This is a genomic window from Mycobacterium sp. shizuoka-1 (genome assembly GCF_002723835.1).
GTDB lineage: Bacteria > Actinomycetota > Actinomycetes > Mycobacteriales > Mycobacteriaceae > Mycobacterium.
The window spans coordinates 71,805-87,933 of the sequence record NZ_BEWG01000031.1; the positions used below are offsets into that span (position 1 = coordinate 71,805).

14 protein-coding genes are annotated in these 16,129 nt (G+C 66.7%); 5 read left to right on the forward strand and 9 right to left on the reverse strand.

Annotated elements, in window-relative coordinates; all coding sequences use genetic code 11:
* Window positions 1-52: 52 nt before the first annotated feature.
* Complete coding sequence (locus MSZK_RS10835) at window positions 53-640, forward strand: ATP-dependent Clp protease proteolytic subunit (protein ID WP_199203291.1); 588 nt, start codon at window positions 53-55, stop codon at window positions 638-640.
* Window positions 633-1,280 carry an ATP-dependent Clp protease proteolytic subunit gene (locus MSZK_RS10840; protein WP_099247594.1) on the forward strand — a complete coding sequence of 216 codons (648 nt, stop codon included), beginning with the start codon at window positions 633-635 and terminating at the stop codon, window positions 1,278-1,280. The genes MSZK_RS10835 and MSZK_RS10840 overlap by 8 nt, the downstream gene beginning before the upstream one ends.
* Here the strand turns inward: MSZK_RS10840 and mmuM are convergent.
* Window positions 1,268-2,164: a homocysteine S-methyltransferase gene (gene mmuM / locus MSZK_RS10845; protein ID WP_099247609.1), complete on the reverse strand. Its 897-nt coding sequence runs from the start codon at window positions 2,162-2,164 to the stop codon at window positions 1,268-1,270. The two genes, MSZK_RS10840 and mmuM, sit on opposite strands and share 13 nt — an antisense overlap.
* Before the next feature lie 258 nt (window positions 2,165-2,422).
* On the opposite strand from mmuM, the gene clpX reads away from it, so the two are divergent.
* Window positions 2,423-3,703: an ATP-dependent Clp protease ATP-binding subunit ClpX gene (clpX, locus tag MSZK_RS10850; protein WP_099247611.1), complete on the forward strand. Its 1,281-nt coding sequence runs from the start codon at window positions 2,423-2,425 to the stop codon at window positions 3,701-3,703.
* A gap of 19 nt (window positions 3,704-3,722) precedes the next feature.
* The gene (locus MSZK_RS10855; protein ID WP_099247613.1) at window positions 3,723-3,986 is read left to right on the forward strand and encodes a hypothetical protein; all 264 of its coding nucleotides are present in this window, start codon (window positions 3,723-3,725) and stop codon (window positions 3,984-3,986) included.
* 6 nt (window positions 3,987-3,992) lie between these two features.
* On the opposite strand, the gene fdhD is transcribed toward MSZK_RS10855, so the two are convergent.
* From fdhD to MSZK_RS10870, 3 genes are read right to left on the reverse strand one after another with little or no spacing between them, the layout of a single operon-like run.
* Window positions 3,993-4,817 carry a formate dehydrogenase accessory sulfurtransferase FdhD gene (fdhD, locus tag MSZK_RS10860; RefSeq protein ID WP_099247615.1) on the reverse strand — a complete coding sequence of 275 codons (825 nt, stop codon included), beginning with the start codon at window positions 4,815-4,817 and terminating at the stop codon, window positions 3,993-3,995.
* Window positions 4,805-7,135 carry an FdhF/YdeP family oxidoreductase gene (locus tag MSZK_RS10865; protein WP_099247617.1) on the reverse strand — a complete coding sequence of 777 codons (2,331 nt, stop codon included), beginning with the start codon at window positions 7,133-7,135 and terminating at the stop codon, window positions 4,805-4,807. Before MSZK_RS10865 ends, fdhD begins: the two co-directional genes overlap by 13 nt.
* Before the next feature lie 36 nt (window positions 7,136-7,171).
* Entirely contained in the window at window positions 7,172-8,071 is a 900-nt protein-coding gene (locus tag MSZK_RS10870) for a hypothetical protein (RefSeq protein WP_099247619.1), read from the reverse strand.
* 354 nt (window positions 8,072-8,425) lie between these two features.
* On the opposite strand from MSZK_RS10870, the gene MSZK_RS10875 reads away from it, so the two are divergent.
* Window positions 8,426-10,600 (forward strand): glutamine synthetase III, encoded by a 2,175-nt coding sequence (locus MSZK_RS10875; RefSeq protein WP_099247621.1) that lies wholly within the window; start codon window positions 8,426-8,428, stop codon window positions 10,598-10,600.
* Window positions 10,601-10,676: 76 nt separating this feature from the next.
* On the opposite strand, the gene MSZK_RS10880 is transcribed toward MSZK_RS10875, so the two are convergent.
* From MSZK_RS10880 to iolD, 5 genes are all read right to left on the reverse strand, one after another.
* Complete coding sequence (locus MSZK_RS10880) at window positions 10,677-11,375, reverse strand: dienelactone hydrolase family protein (protein ID WP_099247623.1); 699 nt, start codon at window positions 11,373-11,375, stop codon at window positions 10,677-10,679.
* A 24-nt stretch (window positions 11,376-11,399) separates the two neighbouring features.
* Entirely contained in the window at window positions 11,400-12,167 is a 768-nt protein-coding gene (locus MSZK_RS10885; RefSeq protein ID WP_099247625.1) for an SDR family oxidoreductase, read from the reverse strand.
* A gap of 61 nt (window positions 12,168-12,228) precedes the next feature.
* Entirely contained in the window at window positions 12,229-13,248 is a 1,020-nt protein-coding gene (locus tag MSZK_RS10890) for a Gfo/Idh/MocA family protein (RefSeq protein ID WP_099247735.1), read from the reverse strand.
* A gap of 18 nt (window positions 13,249-13,266) precedes the next feature.
* Window positions 13,267-14,169 carry a sugar phosphate isomerase/epimerase gene (locus tag MSZK_RS10895; RefSeq protein ID WP_099247627.1) on the reverse strand — a complete coding sequence of 301 codons (903 nt, stop codon included), beginning with the start codon at window positions 14,167-14,169 and terminating at the stop codon, window positions 13,267-13,269.
* A 10-nt stretch (window positions 14,170-14,179) separates the two neighbouring features.
* Window positions 14,180-16,129, reverse strand: coding sequence for a 3D-(3,5/4)-trihydroxycyclohexane-1,2-dione acylhydrolase (decyclizing) (gene iolD / locus MSZK_RS10900; RefSeq protein ID WP_099247629.1), 1,950 nt, complete (start codon window positions 16,127-16,129; stop codon window positions 14,180-14,182).

A 16,129-nucleotide genomic window follows, 5' to 3' on the forward strand; every position in this document is an offset into this window, starting at 1 on the left:
TACCTCGAGAGATTCCAGGTCCGTAGAAAGCAGGTATCAAGTCGTGACTCATATGCGTTCGGGCATGCCAGGGCTGAACCTTTCCGACTCGGTGTATGAGCGGTTGCTCGCCGAGCGCATCATCTTCCTGGGCTCCCAGGTCGATGACGACATCGCCAATCGGCTGTGCGCGCAGATTCTGCTGCTCGCCGCCGAGGATCCGACCAAGGACATCTCGCTCTACATCAACTCGCCCGGCGGCTCGATCAGCGCCGGCATGGCGATCTACGACACCATGGTGCTCGCGCCGTGCGACGTCGCCACCTACGCCATGGGCATGGCCGCCTCGATGGGTGAGTTCCTGCTCGCCGCCGGCGCCAAGGGCAAGCGTTATGCCCTGCCGCACGCCCGCATCCTGATGCACCAGCCGCTGGGCGGCATCACCGGCGGTGCGGCCGACATCGCCATCCAGGCCGAGCAGTTCGCGCTGATCAAGAAGGAAATGTTCCGGCTCAACGCCGAGTTCACCGGCCAGCCGATCGAGCGCATCGAGGCCGACTCCGACCGCGACCGCTGGTTCACCGCGCAGGAAGCCCTCGAGTACGGCTTCGTCGACCACATCATCACCCGCGCCCACTTCAATGGAGTGTCCAATGCCTGATTACACCGATTCCCGGCTCACGCCTCAGGCGCGCTACATCCTGCCCTCGTTCGTCGAGCACTCCAGCTGGGGCGTGAAGGAATCCAACCCGTACAACAAGCTCTTCGAGGAACGCATCATCTTCCTCGGCGTGCAGGTCGACGACGCCTCGGCCAACGACATCATGGCCCAGCTGCTGGTGCTGGAGTCGCTGGACCCCGACCGCGACATCACCATGTACATCAACTCGCCGGGTGGCTCGTTCACCTCGCTGATGGCGATCTACGACACCATGCAGTACGTGCGCGCCGACATCCAGACGGTGTGCCTCGGGCAGGCCGCCTCGGCCGCCGCAGTGCTGCTGGCCGCCGGCACGCCCGGCAAGCGGCTCGCGCTGCCCAACGCCCGGGTGCTCATCCACCAGCCGTCACTCGGTGGCGTGATCCAGGGTCAGTTCTCTGACCTCGAGATCCAGGCCGCCGAGATCGAGCGGATGCGGACCCTCATGGAGGAGACGCTGGCGCGGCACACCGGTAAGGATCCGGCCGTGATCCGCAAGGACACCGACCGCGACAAGATCCTGACCGCCGCCGACGCCAAGGAGTACGGGATCATCGACACCGTGCTCGAGTACCGGAAGCTGTCGGCTCAGAACGCCTGAGTCCGGATCGCCGCGCTGATCGCGGCGATCTGGTCGGGCCCGACCCGGCAACACCCGCCGACGATGCGGGCTCCGGCGGCGACCCATTGGCCGGCTACGTCGGTGTCGAGGCCGGGCCGGCCGATCCACCTGCGGGCCGGGCCGTCCCATTCCTCGCCGCTGTTCGGGTAGACGATCACCGGCTTGCCGGTGACCCGTCGCGCTGTCTGCACCGCGCCGAGCACGTCCCCGGGCGCGCTGCAGTTGACGCCGACGGCGACGATCTCCGGCACGTCGGCGGCCACCGCGAACGCGTCGTCGAGCGATTGACCGGCCCGAGTGCGCGCGCCGGCGATCGTGTAGCTAAGCCACGCGGGGGTGCCCAACTCGTGCACCAGACCGACCAGCGCCTCACCCTCGTCGATGTCGGGCACCGTCTCCAGGGCCAGCACATCGGGCTGTGCGGACACCAGGACCTCCAGCCTGGGCCGGTGCCAATCGGCCAGCTGAGCAACCGTTAGCCCGTAGCGGCCGCGGTACTCCTCACCGTTGGCCAGCGCGGCGCCGTAGGGCCCCACCGAGGCGGCCACCCATCCTTTTCCGCCGCTGCGATCGCGGGCCGTTCGGGCCAGTTCGACACTGCGGGTCAGGAGGCGTTCGGCTTCGCCGCGGGCGATTCCGCGCTCCGCGAAACCGTCGAAGGACGCCTGGTAGCTCGCAGTCGTCGCGATATCGGCGCCGGCCCGGAAAAACGCCTCGTGAACAGCCACGATCTCGTCCGGGGAGTCCACCAGCAGCCGGGCCGACCACAGGTCGTCGGACAGGTCGTGGCCACGGGCTTCCAGCTCGGTAGCCAGGCCGCCGTCGGCGACCAGCACGGTATCGTCGGAAGGGGCAAATACCACGACGCAACTCTACGTTCGGCTGCGCTGAGCGCCTCGGTTCGGTCACGACGGCGACACGCCAAAAACACAGCTAAGCGTTCCGGGGCGACGAGAGCGGTGTCAGGCGATATGTTCACCATCACGCACGAATACCACTGACGCGATTCGGCTTTATCTGTCGCACCGTGGCAGAGCAAGCGGGTAGCGTCGGGACAGAGCCCAACGCAGACTCATTGGCAACGATCGAAGACCCGGCGAAGAAAGTAGGACCCCACCACCATGGCGCGTATCGGAGACGGCGGTGACCTGCTGAAGTGCTCGTTCTGCGGTAAGAGTCAGAAGCAGGTGAAGAAGCTCATCGCGGGCCCGGGCGTCTACATCTGCGACGAGTGCATCGATCTGTGCAACGAGATCATCGAAGAGGAGTTGGCCGACGCCGACGACGTCAAACTCGATGAGCTGCCCAAACCGGCCGAGATCCGCGAGTTCCTCGAGAGCTACGTCATCGGGCAGGACACCGCCAAGCGCACGCTGGCGGTGGCGGTCTACAACCACTACAAGCGCATCCAGGCCCAGGAGAAGCACCGTGACTCCCGCGCGGAGCCGGTGGAGCTGGCCAAGTCCAACATCCTGATGCTCGGCCCGACCGGCTGCGGCAAGACCTACCTGGCGCAGACGCTGGCCAAGATGCTCAATGTCCCGTTTGCGATAGCGGATGCGACGGCCCTCACCGAGGCCGGTTACGTCGGTGAAGACGTCGAGAACATCCTGCTCAAGCTGATCCAGGCCGCCGATTACGACGTCAAGCGGGCCGAGACCGGCATCATCTACATCGACGAGGTCGACAAGATCGCCCGCAAGAGCGAGAACCCGTCGATCACCCGCGACGTCTCCGGTGAGGGCGTCCAGCAGGCCCTGCTGAAGATCCTGGAAGGCACCCAGGCGTCGGTCCCGCCGCAGGGCGGTCGTAAGCACCCGCATCAGGAATTCATCCAGATCGACACCACCAATGTGCTGTTCATCGTGGCCGGTGCGTTCGCCGGGCTGGAGAAGATCGTCTCCGACCGGGTCGGCAAGCGTGGGCTCGGTTTCGGCGCCGAGGTGAAGTCCAAGGCCGAGATCGACACCCAGGATCACTTCGCCGAGGTGATGCCCGAAGACCTGATCAAGTTCGGTCTGATCCCGGAGTTCATCGGTCGTCTGCCGGTGGTGGCCTCGGTGACCAACCTGGACAAGGAATCTTTGGTGCAGATCCTGTCCAAGCCGAAGAACGCTCTGGTCAAGCAGTACACCCGGCTGTTCGAGATGGACGGCGTCGAGCTCGAGTTCGCCGACGACGCGCTCGACGCGATCGCCGATCAAGCCATCCATCGCGGCACCGGCGCCCGCGGGCTGCGCGCGATCATGGAGGAAGTCCTGCTGCCGGTGATGTACGACATCCCCAGCCGCGACGACGTCGCCAAGGTCGTGGTGACCAAGGAGACCGTCCAGGACAACGTCCTGCCCACGATCGTGCCGCGCAAGCCGGCTCGCCCCGAGCGTCGCGACAAGTCCGCCTAGGCGTCGTACGGTCTTTCTTATGAAGACACTTCGCCACCGATCCGCGGTGGCTGCTGTAGCCGTCACTGTCGGCATGCTGGCTATCACCACGGCCTGTAGCTCCAACGAAAAAGAAGCGCCGACGACGAGCACCACGACGCCCACCACCACGACGCCGGCCACCAGCACCATGGCGCCGTCGCCGATGCCGACGGAGAAGGGCTCGGACGGCGGTGGCCCCAACAGCTTCTCTCCGACGGTGAAGGCTCCGCCCGCGCCGACCGCGATTCCGGGCAACAACTGATTTCGGTTACTGCGTGATGCGGTCGGGCCTGCTGTAGACGTTCATCGAATCGCCACGCAGGAAGGCGACCAGCGTCAGGCCTGACTGGGTGGCGAGGTCGACGGCGAGCGAGGACGGTGCGGACACCGCGGCCAGCACGGGAATGCCGGCCATCACCGCCTTCTGGGTCAGTTCGAACGATGCCCGCCCGCTGACCAGCAGCACGGTTCCGGCCAGCGGTACGCGGCGGGATTCGAGCGCCCACCCGATCACCTTGTCGACGGCGTTGTGCCTGCCGACATCCTCACGGACGGCGAGCATGGTGCCGTCGATGCCGAACAGCGCGGCACCGTGCAACCCACCGGTGCTGGCGAAAACCTTTTGTGCCGAACGCAGCTGGCCGGGCATCGCGGTCAACGTCGTGGCGTCGACCAGCGAGGGGTCGTCACCGGGTGGGTGGCGGCTGGTCAGCCGGACGGCGTCGATCGATGCCTTGCCGCACACGCCGCACGACGAGGTGGTGTAGAAGTTGCGGGTGACATCGACGTCCGGGGCGGGGAGGTCCGGCCGCAGTGTCACGTCCAGGACGTTGTAGGTGTTCGCGCCATCGTCGTCCGCACCGCGGCAGTAGCGCACGGTCAGCACGTCGTCGCGGTGGGTGATCACCCCCTCGGTGAGCAGGAAACCCTGTGCCAGTTCGACATCCGAGCCAGGCGTGCGCATCGTGACGGTCAGCGGCGAGCCGTTGACCCGGATCTCCAACGGTTCCTCGACGACGAGGGTCTCGGGGCGGTCGGTGGCGCTGCCGTCGGTGAGATGGCTGGCCCGCCGCCGGGCGGTCACCCGCCCCATGGTGAGTCCCCCCTGGCGCGCTCCAGGCGGATCACCACAGCCTTCGACACCGGTGTATTCGACCTGGCGGCAACATGATCCAGGGGGACCAGGGGATTCGTCTCGGGGTAGTAGGCCGCGGCGTTGCCGACCGGGGTGGAGTAGGGGACGACCAGGAAATCCTCGGCGCGCCGCTCCTGGAGGTCGCCCTGGCCGTCGGTGAACTCCGAGACGAGGTCGACGCGGTCGTCCGCGCGCAGCCCCAGCGCTTCGATGTCGGCCGGGTTGACGAACACCACGCGGCGGCCGCCCTTGACCCCGCGGTAGCGGTCATCGAGACCGTAGATGGTGGTGTTGTACTGGTCGTGGCTGCGCAGGGTCTGCAGCACCAGCCGCCCCGGCGGCACCGGCACCCACTGGAGTTCGTTGACGGCGAAGTTGGCCTTGCCCGTGAGGGTGGGGAATTCGCGCGAGTCGCGTGGCGGGTGCGGCAATTGGAACCCGTCGGGTTGACGCACTTTGGTGTTGTAGTCGGCGCATCCGGGCACCACGGCGGCGATCGCGTCGCGGATGGTGTCGTAGTCGGCGGCGAAGGTCTCCCACGGCACCGGGTGATCGGCGCCGAGCACGGTGCGCGCGAGCCGGCAGATGATGGCCACTTCGCTGCGGACTTCGTCGCTGGGCGGGGTCAGGCTGCCCCGCGACAGGTGCACCATCGACATCGAATCCTCGACGGAGACAACCTGTTTGCGGCCGTTCACCAGGTCGCGGTCGGTGCGGCCCAATGTCGGCAGGATCAGGGCGGTGCGGCCGTGCACCACATGGCTGCGGTTGAGTTTGGTGGAAACCTGAACGGTCAGCGCACAATTCCGCAAAGCCGCTTCGGTCACCGCGGTGTCCGGGGTGGCCGAGGCGAAGTTGCCGCCCATCGCCAGGAACACCGACGCGCGCCCGTCGCGCATCGCCCGGATGGCGTCAACGGTGTCATAGCCGTGCTTGCGGGGACTGATGATGCCGAAGCGGGTGTCCAGGGCGGTCAGGAAAGTCTCGGGGACTTTCTCCCAGATGCCCATCGTGCGATCGCCCTGGACATTGGAGTGCCCGCGGACCGGGCACACCCCGGCTCCGGGCTTGCCGATCATCCCGCGCAACAACAGCAGGTTCGTCATTTCGGCGATGGTGGCCACCGCGTGGGTGTGCTGGGTGATACCCATGGCCCAGCAGACGATGGTGCGTTGCGATTCCGCCAGCATGCCGGCGATCCGGTCGAGTTGGCTGCGGGAGATTCCGGTGGCTTCGGTGACGGTGTCCAGGTCGACGGTGCGGACGTCGGTGAGGTAGTCGTCGAACCCGTGGCAGTGCGCGGCGATGAACTCGCGGTCGATGACGGTGCCGGGGGCACGGTCCTCGGCCTCCACCAGCAGCCGGCCCAGACCCTTGAACAGTGCGAGGTCCCCGCCGATGCGGATTTGCACGAACTCATCGGCGATCGCCACCCCGTGCCCGACGACGCCGTTCACCTTCTGGGGGTCCTTGAACCGGATCAGGCCCGCCTCGGGCAATGGGTTGATCGCGATGATCTTGGCCCCGTTGGCTTTTGCCTTCTCCAGGACCGACAGCATCCGCGGATGGTTGGTGCCCGGGTTCTGGCCGGCGATGACGATGACATCGGCGTGCTCGACGTCGTCGACGGTCACCGAACCCTTACCGATGCCGATCGAATCGATCAGCGCGGTGCCCGACGACTCGTGGCACATGTTGGAGCAGTCCGGCAGGTTGTTCGTGCCGAAGCTGCGCACCAACAGTTGGTAGAGGAACGCTGCCTCGTTACTGGTACGCCCGGAGGTGTAGAAGACGGCTTCGTGCGGGGAGCCGAGGGCGTGCAGGTGCTCGGCGATCAACCGGTATGCGTCGTCCCACTCGATCGGGGCGTAGTGCTGCTCGCCGGGCCGCAGCACCATCGGGTGGGTGAGCCGCCCCTGCTGGGACAGCCAGTACTCGGGCTTGGCAGCCAGCTCGGCCACCGAATGACGGGCGAAGAACTCGGGGGTGACCCGGCGTTTGGTGGCCTCCTCGGCGACCGCCTTGGCGCCGTTCTCGCAGAATTCGGCCAGCTTGCGGCCGCCGTGTTCCTCCGGCCAGGCGCAGCCCGGGCAGTCAAAGCCGTGCCGCTGGTTGAGGCGCGACAGCGTCGCCAGCGTGCGGACCGGTCCCATTTCGGCCAGCCCGCGCTGCATGCTGACCATTACCGCCTTCACCCCGGCCGCCTCGTGCCTGGGCGGGCCGACGTGCAGCGCGTGCTCGTCGTAGTCGGCGGGGATGTCGCGGTCGGTGCCCATGCCCTCAAATCTAGGCGGCCAGCCCGACCGTCGGCACTAACGGGCCGACTTGCCGGTGCCCTTCGTGGCCGCCGGGCGGGAGTCGCGCTTGCCGGCCGCGCGATCCGAATCGGCCGACCGGCTGCTGGTCGCCGCGGCCGGCGCCGATGTCGAGTGCCTCGGCCGCGGGCCCCCAACGCCTCGGGCCGGTTTGGCGGCGGCGGGGGCGCGCTTCGTCGTGCTTGGTGCGGCCGTCTTGCCGGATTCCTCAACGCGGCCCGCCACACGCAATCCCGCGGCCGCGGCGGGGGCCGGGTTGGTCGCGGTCGATCCGCCGGTCAGGACGGCCGAGATGTCCTGCAACACGGCCTTGACCACGTTGACCATCGTGGCTATTCCCTTGGCGGCGGCGGTCATCACGTCGTAGAGACCGGCCTGCACGGTGGCTGCGAATCCGTCCGAACCCACCGCGGCGGCGCTTTTGACGACGGCTACCACCACCGCCCCCATGACCGGAATGACAGCCTCCGGAATTGCTGCCAGCACTGTCATCGCACCGCTGATCACGGCAGGCGCCAACATCAACATCGGACCCAATTGCGTCAGGACCGCCGTGGCGGGCGTGTCCATATTGCCGTCGGTCGGTGGGTACAGCAACAGGCTGACATTGACCATGGCTTCGCCCAACGGCGTCCCCTGAGCCAGTTCGTCGAGCAGTGCCGTGTTGATGAATTGCATCGTCGCCGCAGAGTCCGGGTTGAAGGCGGCCAGCGCGGTCATGATCGCGAGGACCTGTGGCAGGCCGAAGGGAACTGAGCCGCTGGGCACGGCACCGGCCGAGGCCGGCGCTGTTCGATGCCAATCGACGCTGTCCAGGCTCGTGAGCTGGACTGCGGTCGCCGATGTGGTCCCCGAGGGGAACCGCGAACCGCCGGGATCAGGTATCGGTGCGGCCACGGCGATGGCAGTACACAACGCAACGGGTGCGACAACAGATGAACCAAACATGGATACCCCCATAGAAGTTGAATCCGAAACCTCCGTAACTCTGGTTATACGACGCTTACAACCTTGCTGGGTGGAAACGGGACGTTAAATTTATTTTGCATTTTGATGCATTAACATGCAGATATGCTCCTCTTAATTTGCATTTGTTTGCTCAAATTGAATTTGCGGGAAGTTTTCCACGATCAGCGCCGCATTCTAACGTTGACGCGGGCGTAACGAGTTTGGCATGAACGCGACCTACCGTGGGCCGGTCACTTGCCCGTACATCAGACGCGGGCATCTGGGTTGGAAGAGGAAAGACAGTTGAGCGGTAATGCGGCGCGCCTCCAGGCGATCATCAACGTCGAGGGCTATGAGCCTCCGGCCATCAGCTTCGACCCCGCTGAAGAGCCCGGCGAGATCTTCGGATCGAACGTGTTCACCCTGGCCGAGATGCGGCTTCGGTTGCCCAAGTCGGTCTACAAGTCGGTGGTCGCGACGATCGAGAAGGGCGTCAAGCTCGATCCCGCGGTCGCCGATTCCGTCGCCTCGGCGATGAAGGACTGGGCGTTGTCCAAGGGCGCCACCCACTACGCGCACGTGTTCTACCCGATGACCGGGCTGACCGCCGAGAAGCACGACAGCTTCCTCGAGCCGGTCTCCGACGGCCAGACGTTGGCCGAATTCGCCGGCAAGACCCTGATCCAGGGCGAGCCCGACGCGTCGAGCTTCCCGTCCGGCGGGCTGCGCAGCACGTTCGAGGCGCGCGGCTACACGGGGTGGGACGTCACCAGCCCGGCTTACATTCTGGAGAACCCGAACGGCAACACGCTGTGCATCCCCACGGTGTTCGTGTCGATGACCGGTGAAGCACTGGACTACAAGACCCCGTTGCTGCGCAGCCAGCAGGCCATGGGCGCGCAGGCCGAGCGGATTCTGAAGCTGTTCGGGCACAAGGACTTCGACCACATCGTGTCGTTCTGCGGACCGGAGCAGGAGTACTTCCTGGTCGACCGGCACTTCTTCCTGGCCCGCCCCGACCTGATCAACGCGGGGCGCACCCTGTTCGGCGCCAAGCCGCCCAAGGGCCAGGAGTTCGACGACCACTACTTCGGCTCGATCCCCGACCGGGTGCTGGCGTTCATGATGGACACCGAGCGCGAGCTGTTCAAGCTCGGTATCCCGGCCAAGACCCGGCACAACGAGGTCGCGCCCGGCCAGTTCGAGATCGCGCCGATGTTCGAGCGGGCCAACATCGCCGCCGACCACCAGCAGCTGCTGATGACGACGTTCCGCAACATCGCCAAGAAGCACGGCATGGAGTGCCTGTTCCACGAGAAGCCGTTCGCCGGCGTCAACGGCTCGGGCAAGCACGTCAACTTCTCGATGGGCAACGCCCAGTTCGGCAGCCTGCTGGTGCCGGGCGACACCCCGCACGAGAACGCCCAGTTCCTGGTGTTCTGCGCGGCGGTCATCCGCGCCGTGCACAAGTACGGCGGCTTGCTGCGGGTGTCGGTGGCTTCGGCCACCAACGACCACCGCCTCGGTGCCAACGAGGCTCCGCCGGCGATCATCTCGATCTTCCTCGGCGAGCAGCTCGCCGACGTCTTCGATCAGATCGCCAAGGGTGCGGCGACGTCGTCGAAGGGCAAGGGCAGCATGATCATCGGCGTCGACACCCTGCCGGAGCTGCCGACCGATCCGGGCGACCGCAACCGCACCAGCCCGTTCGCGTTCACCGGCAACCGTTTCGAGTTCCGTGCACCGGGATCGGGCCAGACGATCAACGTGCCGATGATCATCCTGAACACGATCATGGCCGACTCGCTGGACTACATGGCGAGCGCGCTCGAGACGGCCGTCGCCTCCGGTGAGGACTTCGATTCGGCGGTGCAGAAACTGCTGACCGAGATCATCACCGAGCACGGCGCGGTGGTCTTCAACGGCGATGGCTATTCGGAGAACTGGCAGATCGAGGCCGCCGAGCGCGGGCTGCCGAACCTGAAGACCACGCTGGATGCCATCCCGCAGCTGGTCACGCCGGAAGCCATCGAGGTGTTCGAGAAGTACGGCGTCTTCAATGCGCGCGAGCTGCACAGCCGCGTGGAGGTCCGGTACGAGACCTACGCATTGACGATCGGGGTCGAGGCGAAGCTGACCCTGGAGATCGGCTCGACGGTGGTGCTGCCGGCGGCCATCCGCTACCAGACCGAGCTGGCGCAGAACGTGGCCACGCTCAAGGCTGCCGGTGTCGAGCCGGATATGACGCTGCTGCAGGCGGTTTCGGCACCGATCTCGGAGCTGACCGCGGCGCTGGCCGCGCTCAAGGAGGGCCTGGCCGAGCACGGTGGAGATTCCGCCGCCGAGGAAGCCGCCCACGCCAAGAGCCTGCTGCCGAAGATGGATGCGGTGCGCGCGGCAGCCGATGCGTTGGAAGGCTTGGTGGCCGACGACCTGTGGCCGCTGCCGACCTACCAGGAGATGCTCTACATCCTCTGACGGTTACGCCGAGGCTGTAGCTGTCGACATCGTCACTCGCGATTCGTCACGGCAGTTACAGCCTTGGCGCCCGCCGTCAGCTGAGGTGCTCGCCGAAGAACGCCAGGATTCGTTGCCAGGCGTCCTCTGCCTCGGGCTGCGAATAGGCCATCCCCGCCACACCGGCGATGGTCTTCATCGGCGCGGGGATGTCCCAGTCGTTCATGAACGAGTGCCCGACGTTCGGGTACTCCTTGATGTCGCGCGGCACGTCGCCTGGGGCGAGCATCTTCTCCAGCTTCGCCGCCGCCCCCTTGAGCATCGGGTCCTTGGCCCCATAGCTCGCCACGGTCGGGCACGAATTCGGGATGGCCGAGACATCTTTGGGCCATTCACCGTAGTTGGGTGCCGAGGCGTCGAACATTCCGCTCGGCCCGAGCACCAGGCAGAACCCGCCGCCCATGCAGAACCCGATGATGCCGACCTTGCCGGTGCACTGCGGATCGGCGACGAGATGGTCACGCGCGGCGATCAGGTCATCGACCGCGGTGCCACGCCCGTTGCGGAACGCCTGCAGTGTGCGCACCACGCACAGCAACCGGTTGCCGCGGTGGTACAACGCCGGTGTGATCGCGAGATAGCCGTTGTCGGCGAACCGGTCGGTGATGCGCTTGACATCGCGGGTCATCCCCATCGCGTCGTGCACGATCACGACACCCGGCCACGGGCCGCTGCCACTCGGCCGCGCCTGATACGCCGGAAGCGGACCTGCTGGGGCTGCAAAGCTGGTGTCCATGCGGGCATCTTGCCCGTTGGGTCGTCACTTCCGCCAGGGATTGTCGCCGGCGTCCCAGGCCTTCTGGAGATCGGGATAGATCGAGGTCTGGTCGGTGGGCACCGCGTTCTTGATGGCCCGCGTCCGCTCGTCGGCCAGCACTTCGGGGGCGCCGCTTTCGATGGCGTCCATCGTCTGAGCGGCCACGTCCTCGGGCGCGATCTTGCCGGTGGTGATCACCCCGGCCATGTCGGTGTCGATGAAACCGGCGTGCACGCCGACGACATGGGTGCCCTGGCCGTGCAGTTCGATGCGCAGAGCGTTGGTCAACGCCCACTGCGCGGCCTTTGACGCGCCGTAGGACGCATTGAACGGGGAGACGAAGAAGCTGACCACCGAGAGCATGTTCACCAGCGCGCTGCCGTTCGGTTGCGCCGCCAGGACGGGGGCGAACGCCCGGGCCATCGCCAGCGTGCCGAAGTAGTTGGTCTCCATCTCGATGCGGGCGGCGTCGGGGTCCTCGGCGGTCAGAAACGGCGAGGCCAACATGGCGCCGGCGTTGTTGATCAACACCGACACGTCAGTGCAGTTCTGCGCGGCGGCGCGGACCGCGCCGGCGTCGGTGATGTCCACGGCGATCGGTACCACTCGCGAATCGTCGAAGTCGATGCCCGCCGGGTTGCGGGCGGCGGCGTAGACCTTGGTGGCCCCGCGGTCGAGCAAGGCCTTGGTGAATGCGCGCCCGAGGCTGCGGTTGGCCCCGGTGACCAGAGCGATGCTGCCGTCGATCGCCGTGCCGTGCGTAGCCGTCATCGTCCCACTCCTCGTGTCGGGTTCGTCAGAACCAACACCTACCCGCCGGCGCGATATTTCGTCAGGCCCCCGCGATGGAGGCGCGGTCTACCATCGCCACCGCGACGGGCAGGCCCGTCTCCAGCGATTCGACGCCCGCCGCACACACCGCAGCCGCGGCATAGCCGTCCCAGGCGCCCGGGCCGTCGACATTCACGCCGCGGGCGACCGCGTCGACCCAGCGTTGGATCTCGGTGTCGTAGGCGCGCCGGAAGCGCTCGCGAAAGCCTGGGGTGATCTGTCCGCCCCAGGTGCCCGGCGCGGACTTCCGTACCACGTTGACATCCAGACCGATGATGGCGCTGCCCTTTTCGCAGACGACCTCGGTACGCACCTCGTAGCCGACGCCAGTGGTGACGAACAGCTCGACGTCCACATGTTTGCCGCTGCTGGTCCGCAGGATCGCGATCTGGGGATCGGCCAGGCCTTGCGGCGCAGCGGGATTGGCCGCCGGCTTCACGATCTGGATGGTGCTGATCTCCTCGTCGAACATGAACCGCGTGACGTCGACCTCGTGCACGAGGCTGTCGCGTACCACCATCGCGCTGTCGAAGCCGGACGGCACCGCAGGGTTGCGGTGCGCGCAGTGCATGACCAGCGGGGTACCGAGCTCGCCGGCGACGACCATGGCTTTGAGGGCGGCATACTCGTCGTCGAACCGCCGCATGAAGCCGACCTGAATCAGCTTGCGGCCCAGTTCGGCTTCACGCTTGACCACTTCCAGCGAGGTCTCGACATCGGTGGTCAGCGGTTTCTCGCACATCACCGGCTTGCCGTGCTCGAGGCAGGCCAGCAGCTGCTTCTCGTGCGTCGGGCCCGGCGTGGCCAGCACCACCGCATCCACCTGCGGATCGGCGATCGCATCGAGCGGGTCGGCGACGGCCCGGCAACCCTCGATACCGGCTGCGATCTGCTCGGCCTTCTCGGTGACGTAGTCGTTGACGACGGCCACCCGGGCGCCCTTGATCCTGCCGGTGATGCGGGCGACGTGGTCGGCGCCCATCACTCCGACGCCGAGGACGGCGACCCGAAGCTCAGCCATGGCGGTCACTCTCCTGATCTAGAAGCGGACGGCGGGAACCCCACACGACCCGAGGTAGCTGCGGGTGCGGGTGGCGATAGGCAGCGGCGCGTCCACCTCGCAGGGGTACATGTCCTGCTCGACGATCGCGAACACGTCGATGCCGAGGTTCTCGATCTCGGTGAGCAGCGAGGGCATGTCCGGGATACCGTGCGGTGGCTCGGTCATCGCGCCGAGCTTCACGGCCTCCCCGAACGGCAGGTCCTCGGCCTCGACCTTGGCCCGCACCTCGGGGTCGACCTGCTTGAGGTGCAGATAGCCGATGCGCTCCGGAGCGCGGCGGATGATCGCGATGTTGTCGCCACCGCAGTAGGAGATGTGACCGGTGTCCAGGCAGAGGTTGACGAACTCGCCGTCGGTGCCGTCGAGGAAGCGGTACACGTTCTCTTCGGTGTCGACATGGCTGTCGGCGTGGGGGTGGTACTGCGCCCGGACCCCATATTGTTCGAACATCGCCTTGCCGAGTTCGTTCATGCCCTGGGTCTTCTGGCGCCACTGCTCGGCGGTCAGGGTGCGGTCCTCCAGCACCGCGCCAGAGGACGGGTCGCGCCACATCTCCGGAATCACCACGACATGCTTCCCGCCCACGGCTGCGGTCAGTTGCGCGACATCCTCGATCTGTTTCCATACCGCCGACCACGAGTCGTCCTGGTGCAGCCGCTCGAAAACCGTTCCGGCCGAGAGACTCAGCGAGCGCGCGGCGAGTTCGTCGGCCAGGCGGACAGGGTCGGTGGGCAAGTAGCCGAACGGACCGAGCTCGATCCACCGGTACCCGCAGGCCGCGACCTCGTCGAGAAAACGGGTGTAGGGAGTTTGGTGTGGATCGTCGGGAAACCACACGCCCCAGGAGTCCGGCGCGGATCCGACGAGAATGTTGCCCACGATGACGTCCTCAGCGGTCGGACGGATTGACAAGGGGGCGTTGGACGTTCTTCCACTCGGCGTAGCGCTGGTGAGCCTGTTGAGTGGAGTCCAGCGTGGAGACCTCACTGACCGGCACGTCCCACCAGGACTGGCTGTCCGGGGCGTAGACCAGGGGATCGGTCTCGACATGAATGACCGTGACGCGCTCGGCTGCCTTGGCCGCCTTGATCGCATCGGCGAACTCGGTGGCCGTGGTCACCTTGATGACGTCGGCACCCAGACTGGCGGCGTTGGCGGCCAGGTCGACCGGCAGTGTGGCGCCGTCGAGCCTGCCGTCGGTGCCGCGGTAGCGGTAGGCGGTGCCGAACCGCTGTGAGCCCAGCGACTCCGACAGGCCGCCGATCGAGGCGAAGCCGTGGTTCTGCACCAGGACTCCGATGATCTTGACCCCCTCCTGCACGGCGGTCGCCAGCTCGGTGGCCATCATCAGATACGAGCCGTCACCGACCATGACGAACACGTCGCGATCGGGTGCGGCCATCCGCACGCCGATGCCGCCGGCGATCTCATAGCCCATGCAGGAGTAGCCGTATTCGACGTGGTAGCCCTTGCGGTCGCGGGTGCGCCACAACTTGTGCAGATCACCGGGCATCGACCCCGCCGCGCACACCACGACGTCGCGCGGGTCCGACAGCGTGTTCACCAGTCCGATGACCTGGTTCTGGTTGAGCTGCTGGCCGTCCTCCGTTGCGCAGGCCGACAACACCGTGGCCTCCCAGTCGGCGGCCAATTCGGCTACCCGGGAGCGGTATTCGTCGCCGACGGTGTACCCGACGAGCGCCGGACCGAGGGCTTCGATGGCCTCGCGCGCGTCGGCGACCACGCTGACGCCGCCCTGCTTGACCGAGTCCAGCGAGGCGACGTTGATGTTGACGAACCGCACATCGGGGTTGTTGAACGCGGTGCGCGATGCCGAGGTGAAATCGCTGTAGCGGGTGCCGATCCCGATGATCACATCGGCATCGGCGGCCAGCGCGTTGGCGGCGGTGGTGCCTGTCGAGCCCACCGCACCGACACACTGCGGGTGGTCGAAACGCACTGATCCTTTGCCTGCCTGGCTTTCACAGACCGGGATGCCGGTCTGTGCGGCCAACGCGTCCAGCGCATCCTCGGCCTGCGAATAGTGCACGCCGCCACCGGCGATGATCAACGGCTTGGTCGCCGCGGCGATGATCTCGGCGGCCCGCGCGAGCACCGACCGCTCCGGCAGCGGCCGGGCGACGTGCCAGGTGCGTTCGGCGAACAGCGATTCCGGCCAGTCGTGGGCTTGGGCCTGGACGTCCTGGGGGATCGACACCGTCGCCGCCCCGGTCTCGACGGGATCGGTCAGCACCCGCATCGCGCCGAGCAGGGCGGCGGGTAACTGCTCGGGACGCCACACCCGATCGAAGTAGCGTGACAGCGGCTTGAACGCGTCGTTGACCGTGACATCACCGGACGACGGCAGTTCGAGTTCCTGGAGTACGGGGGAGCTGACCCGGGTCGCGAACGTGTCGGCGGGCAGCAGCAGTACCGGCAACCGGTTGATGGTCGCCAGCGCGGCACCGGTCAGCATGTTGGTGGAGCCGGGTCCGACGCTGGCGGTGACGGCCCAGGTCTGAAGCCGGTCCTTCTGCCGCGCGTAGGCGACCGCGGTGTGCACCATGGCCTGCTCATTGCGGCCGAGGACATACTTCAGCCCAGGCTCGCGGCCGGCGGCGACGGCGTCCACCTCGTCCTGCAGCAGTGCCTGTCCGATCCCGGCCACGTTGCCGTGGCCGAAGATGCCCAGACACCCGGCGAAGAATCTGGCCCGCACGCCATCGCGTTCCACGTACTGGTTGGCGAGGAAGCGAATCGTGGCCTGCGCGACAGTGAGCCGCACAGTGGCTTCGGTGTCGGCGAGCTTCTCGTGTCCCTTCGGGGCGGTCGATACCAC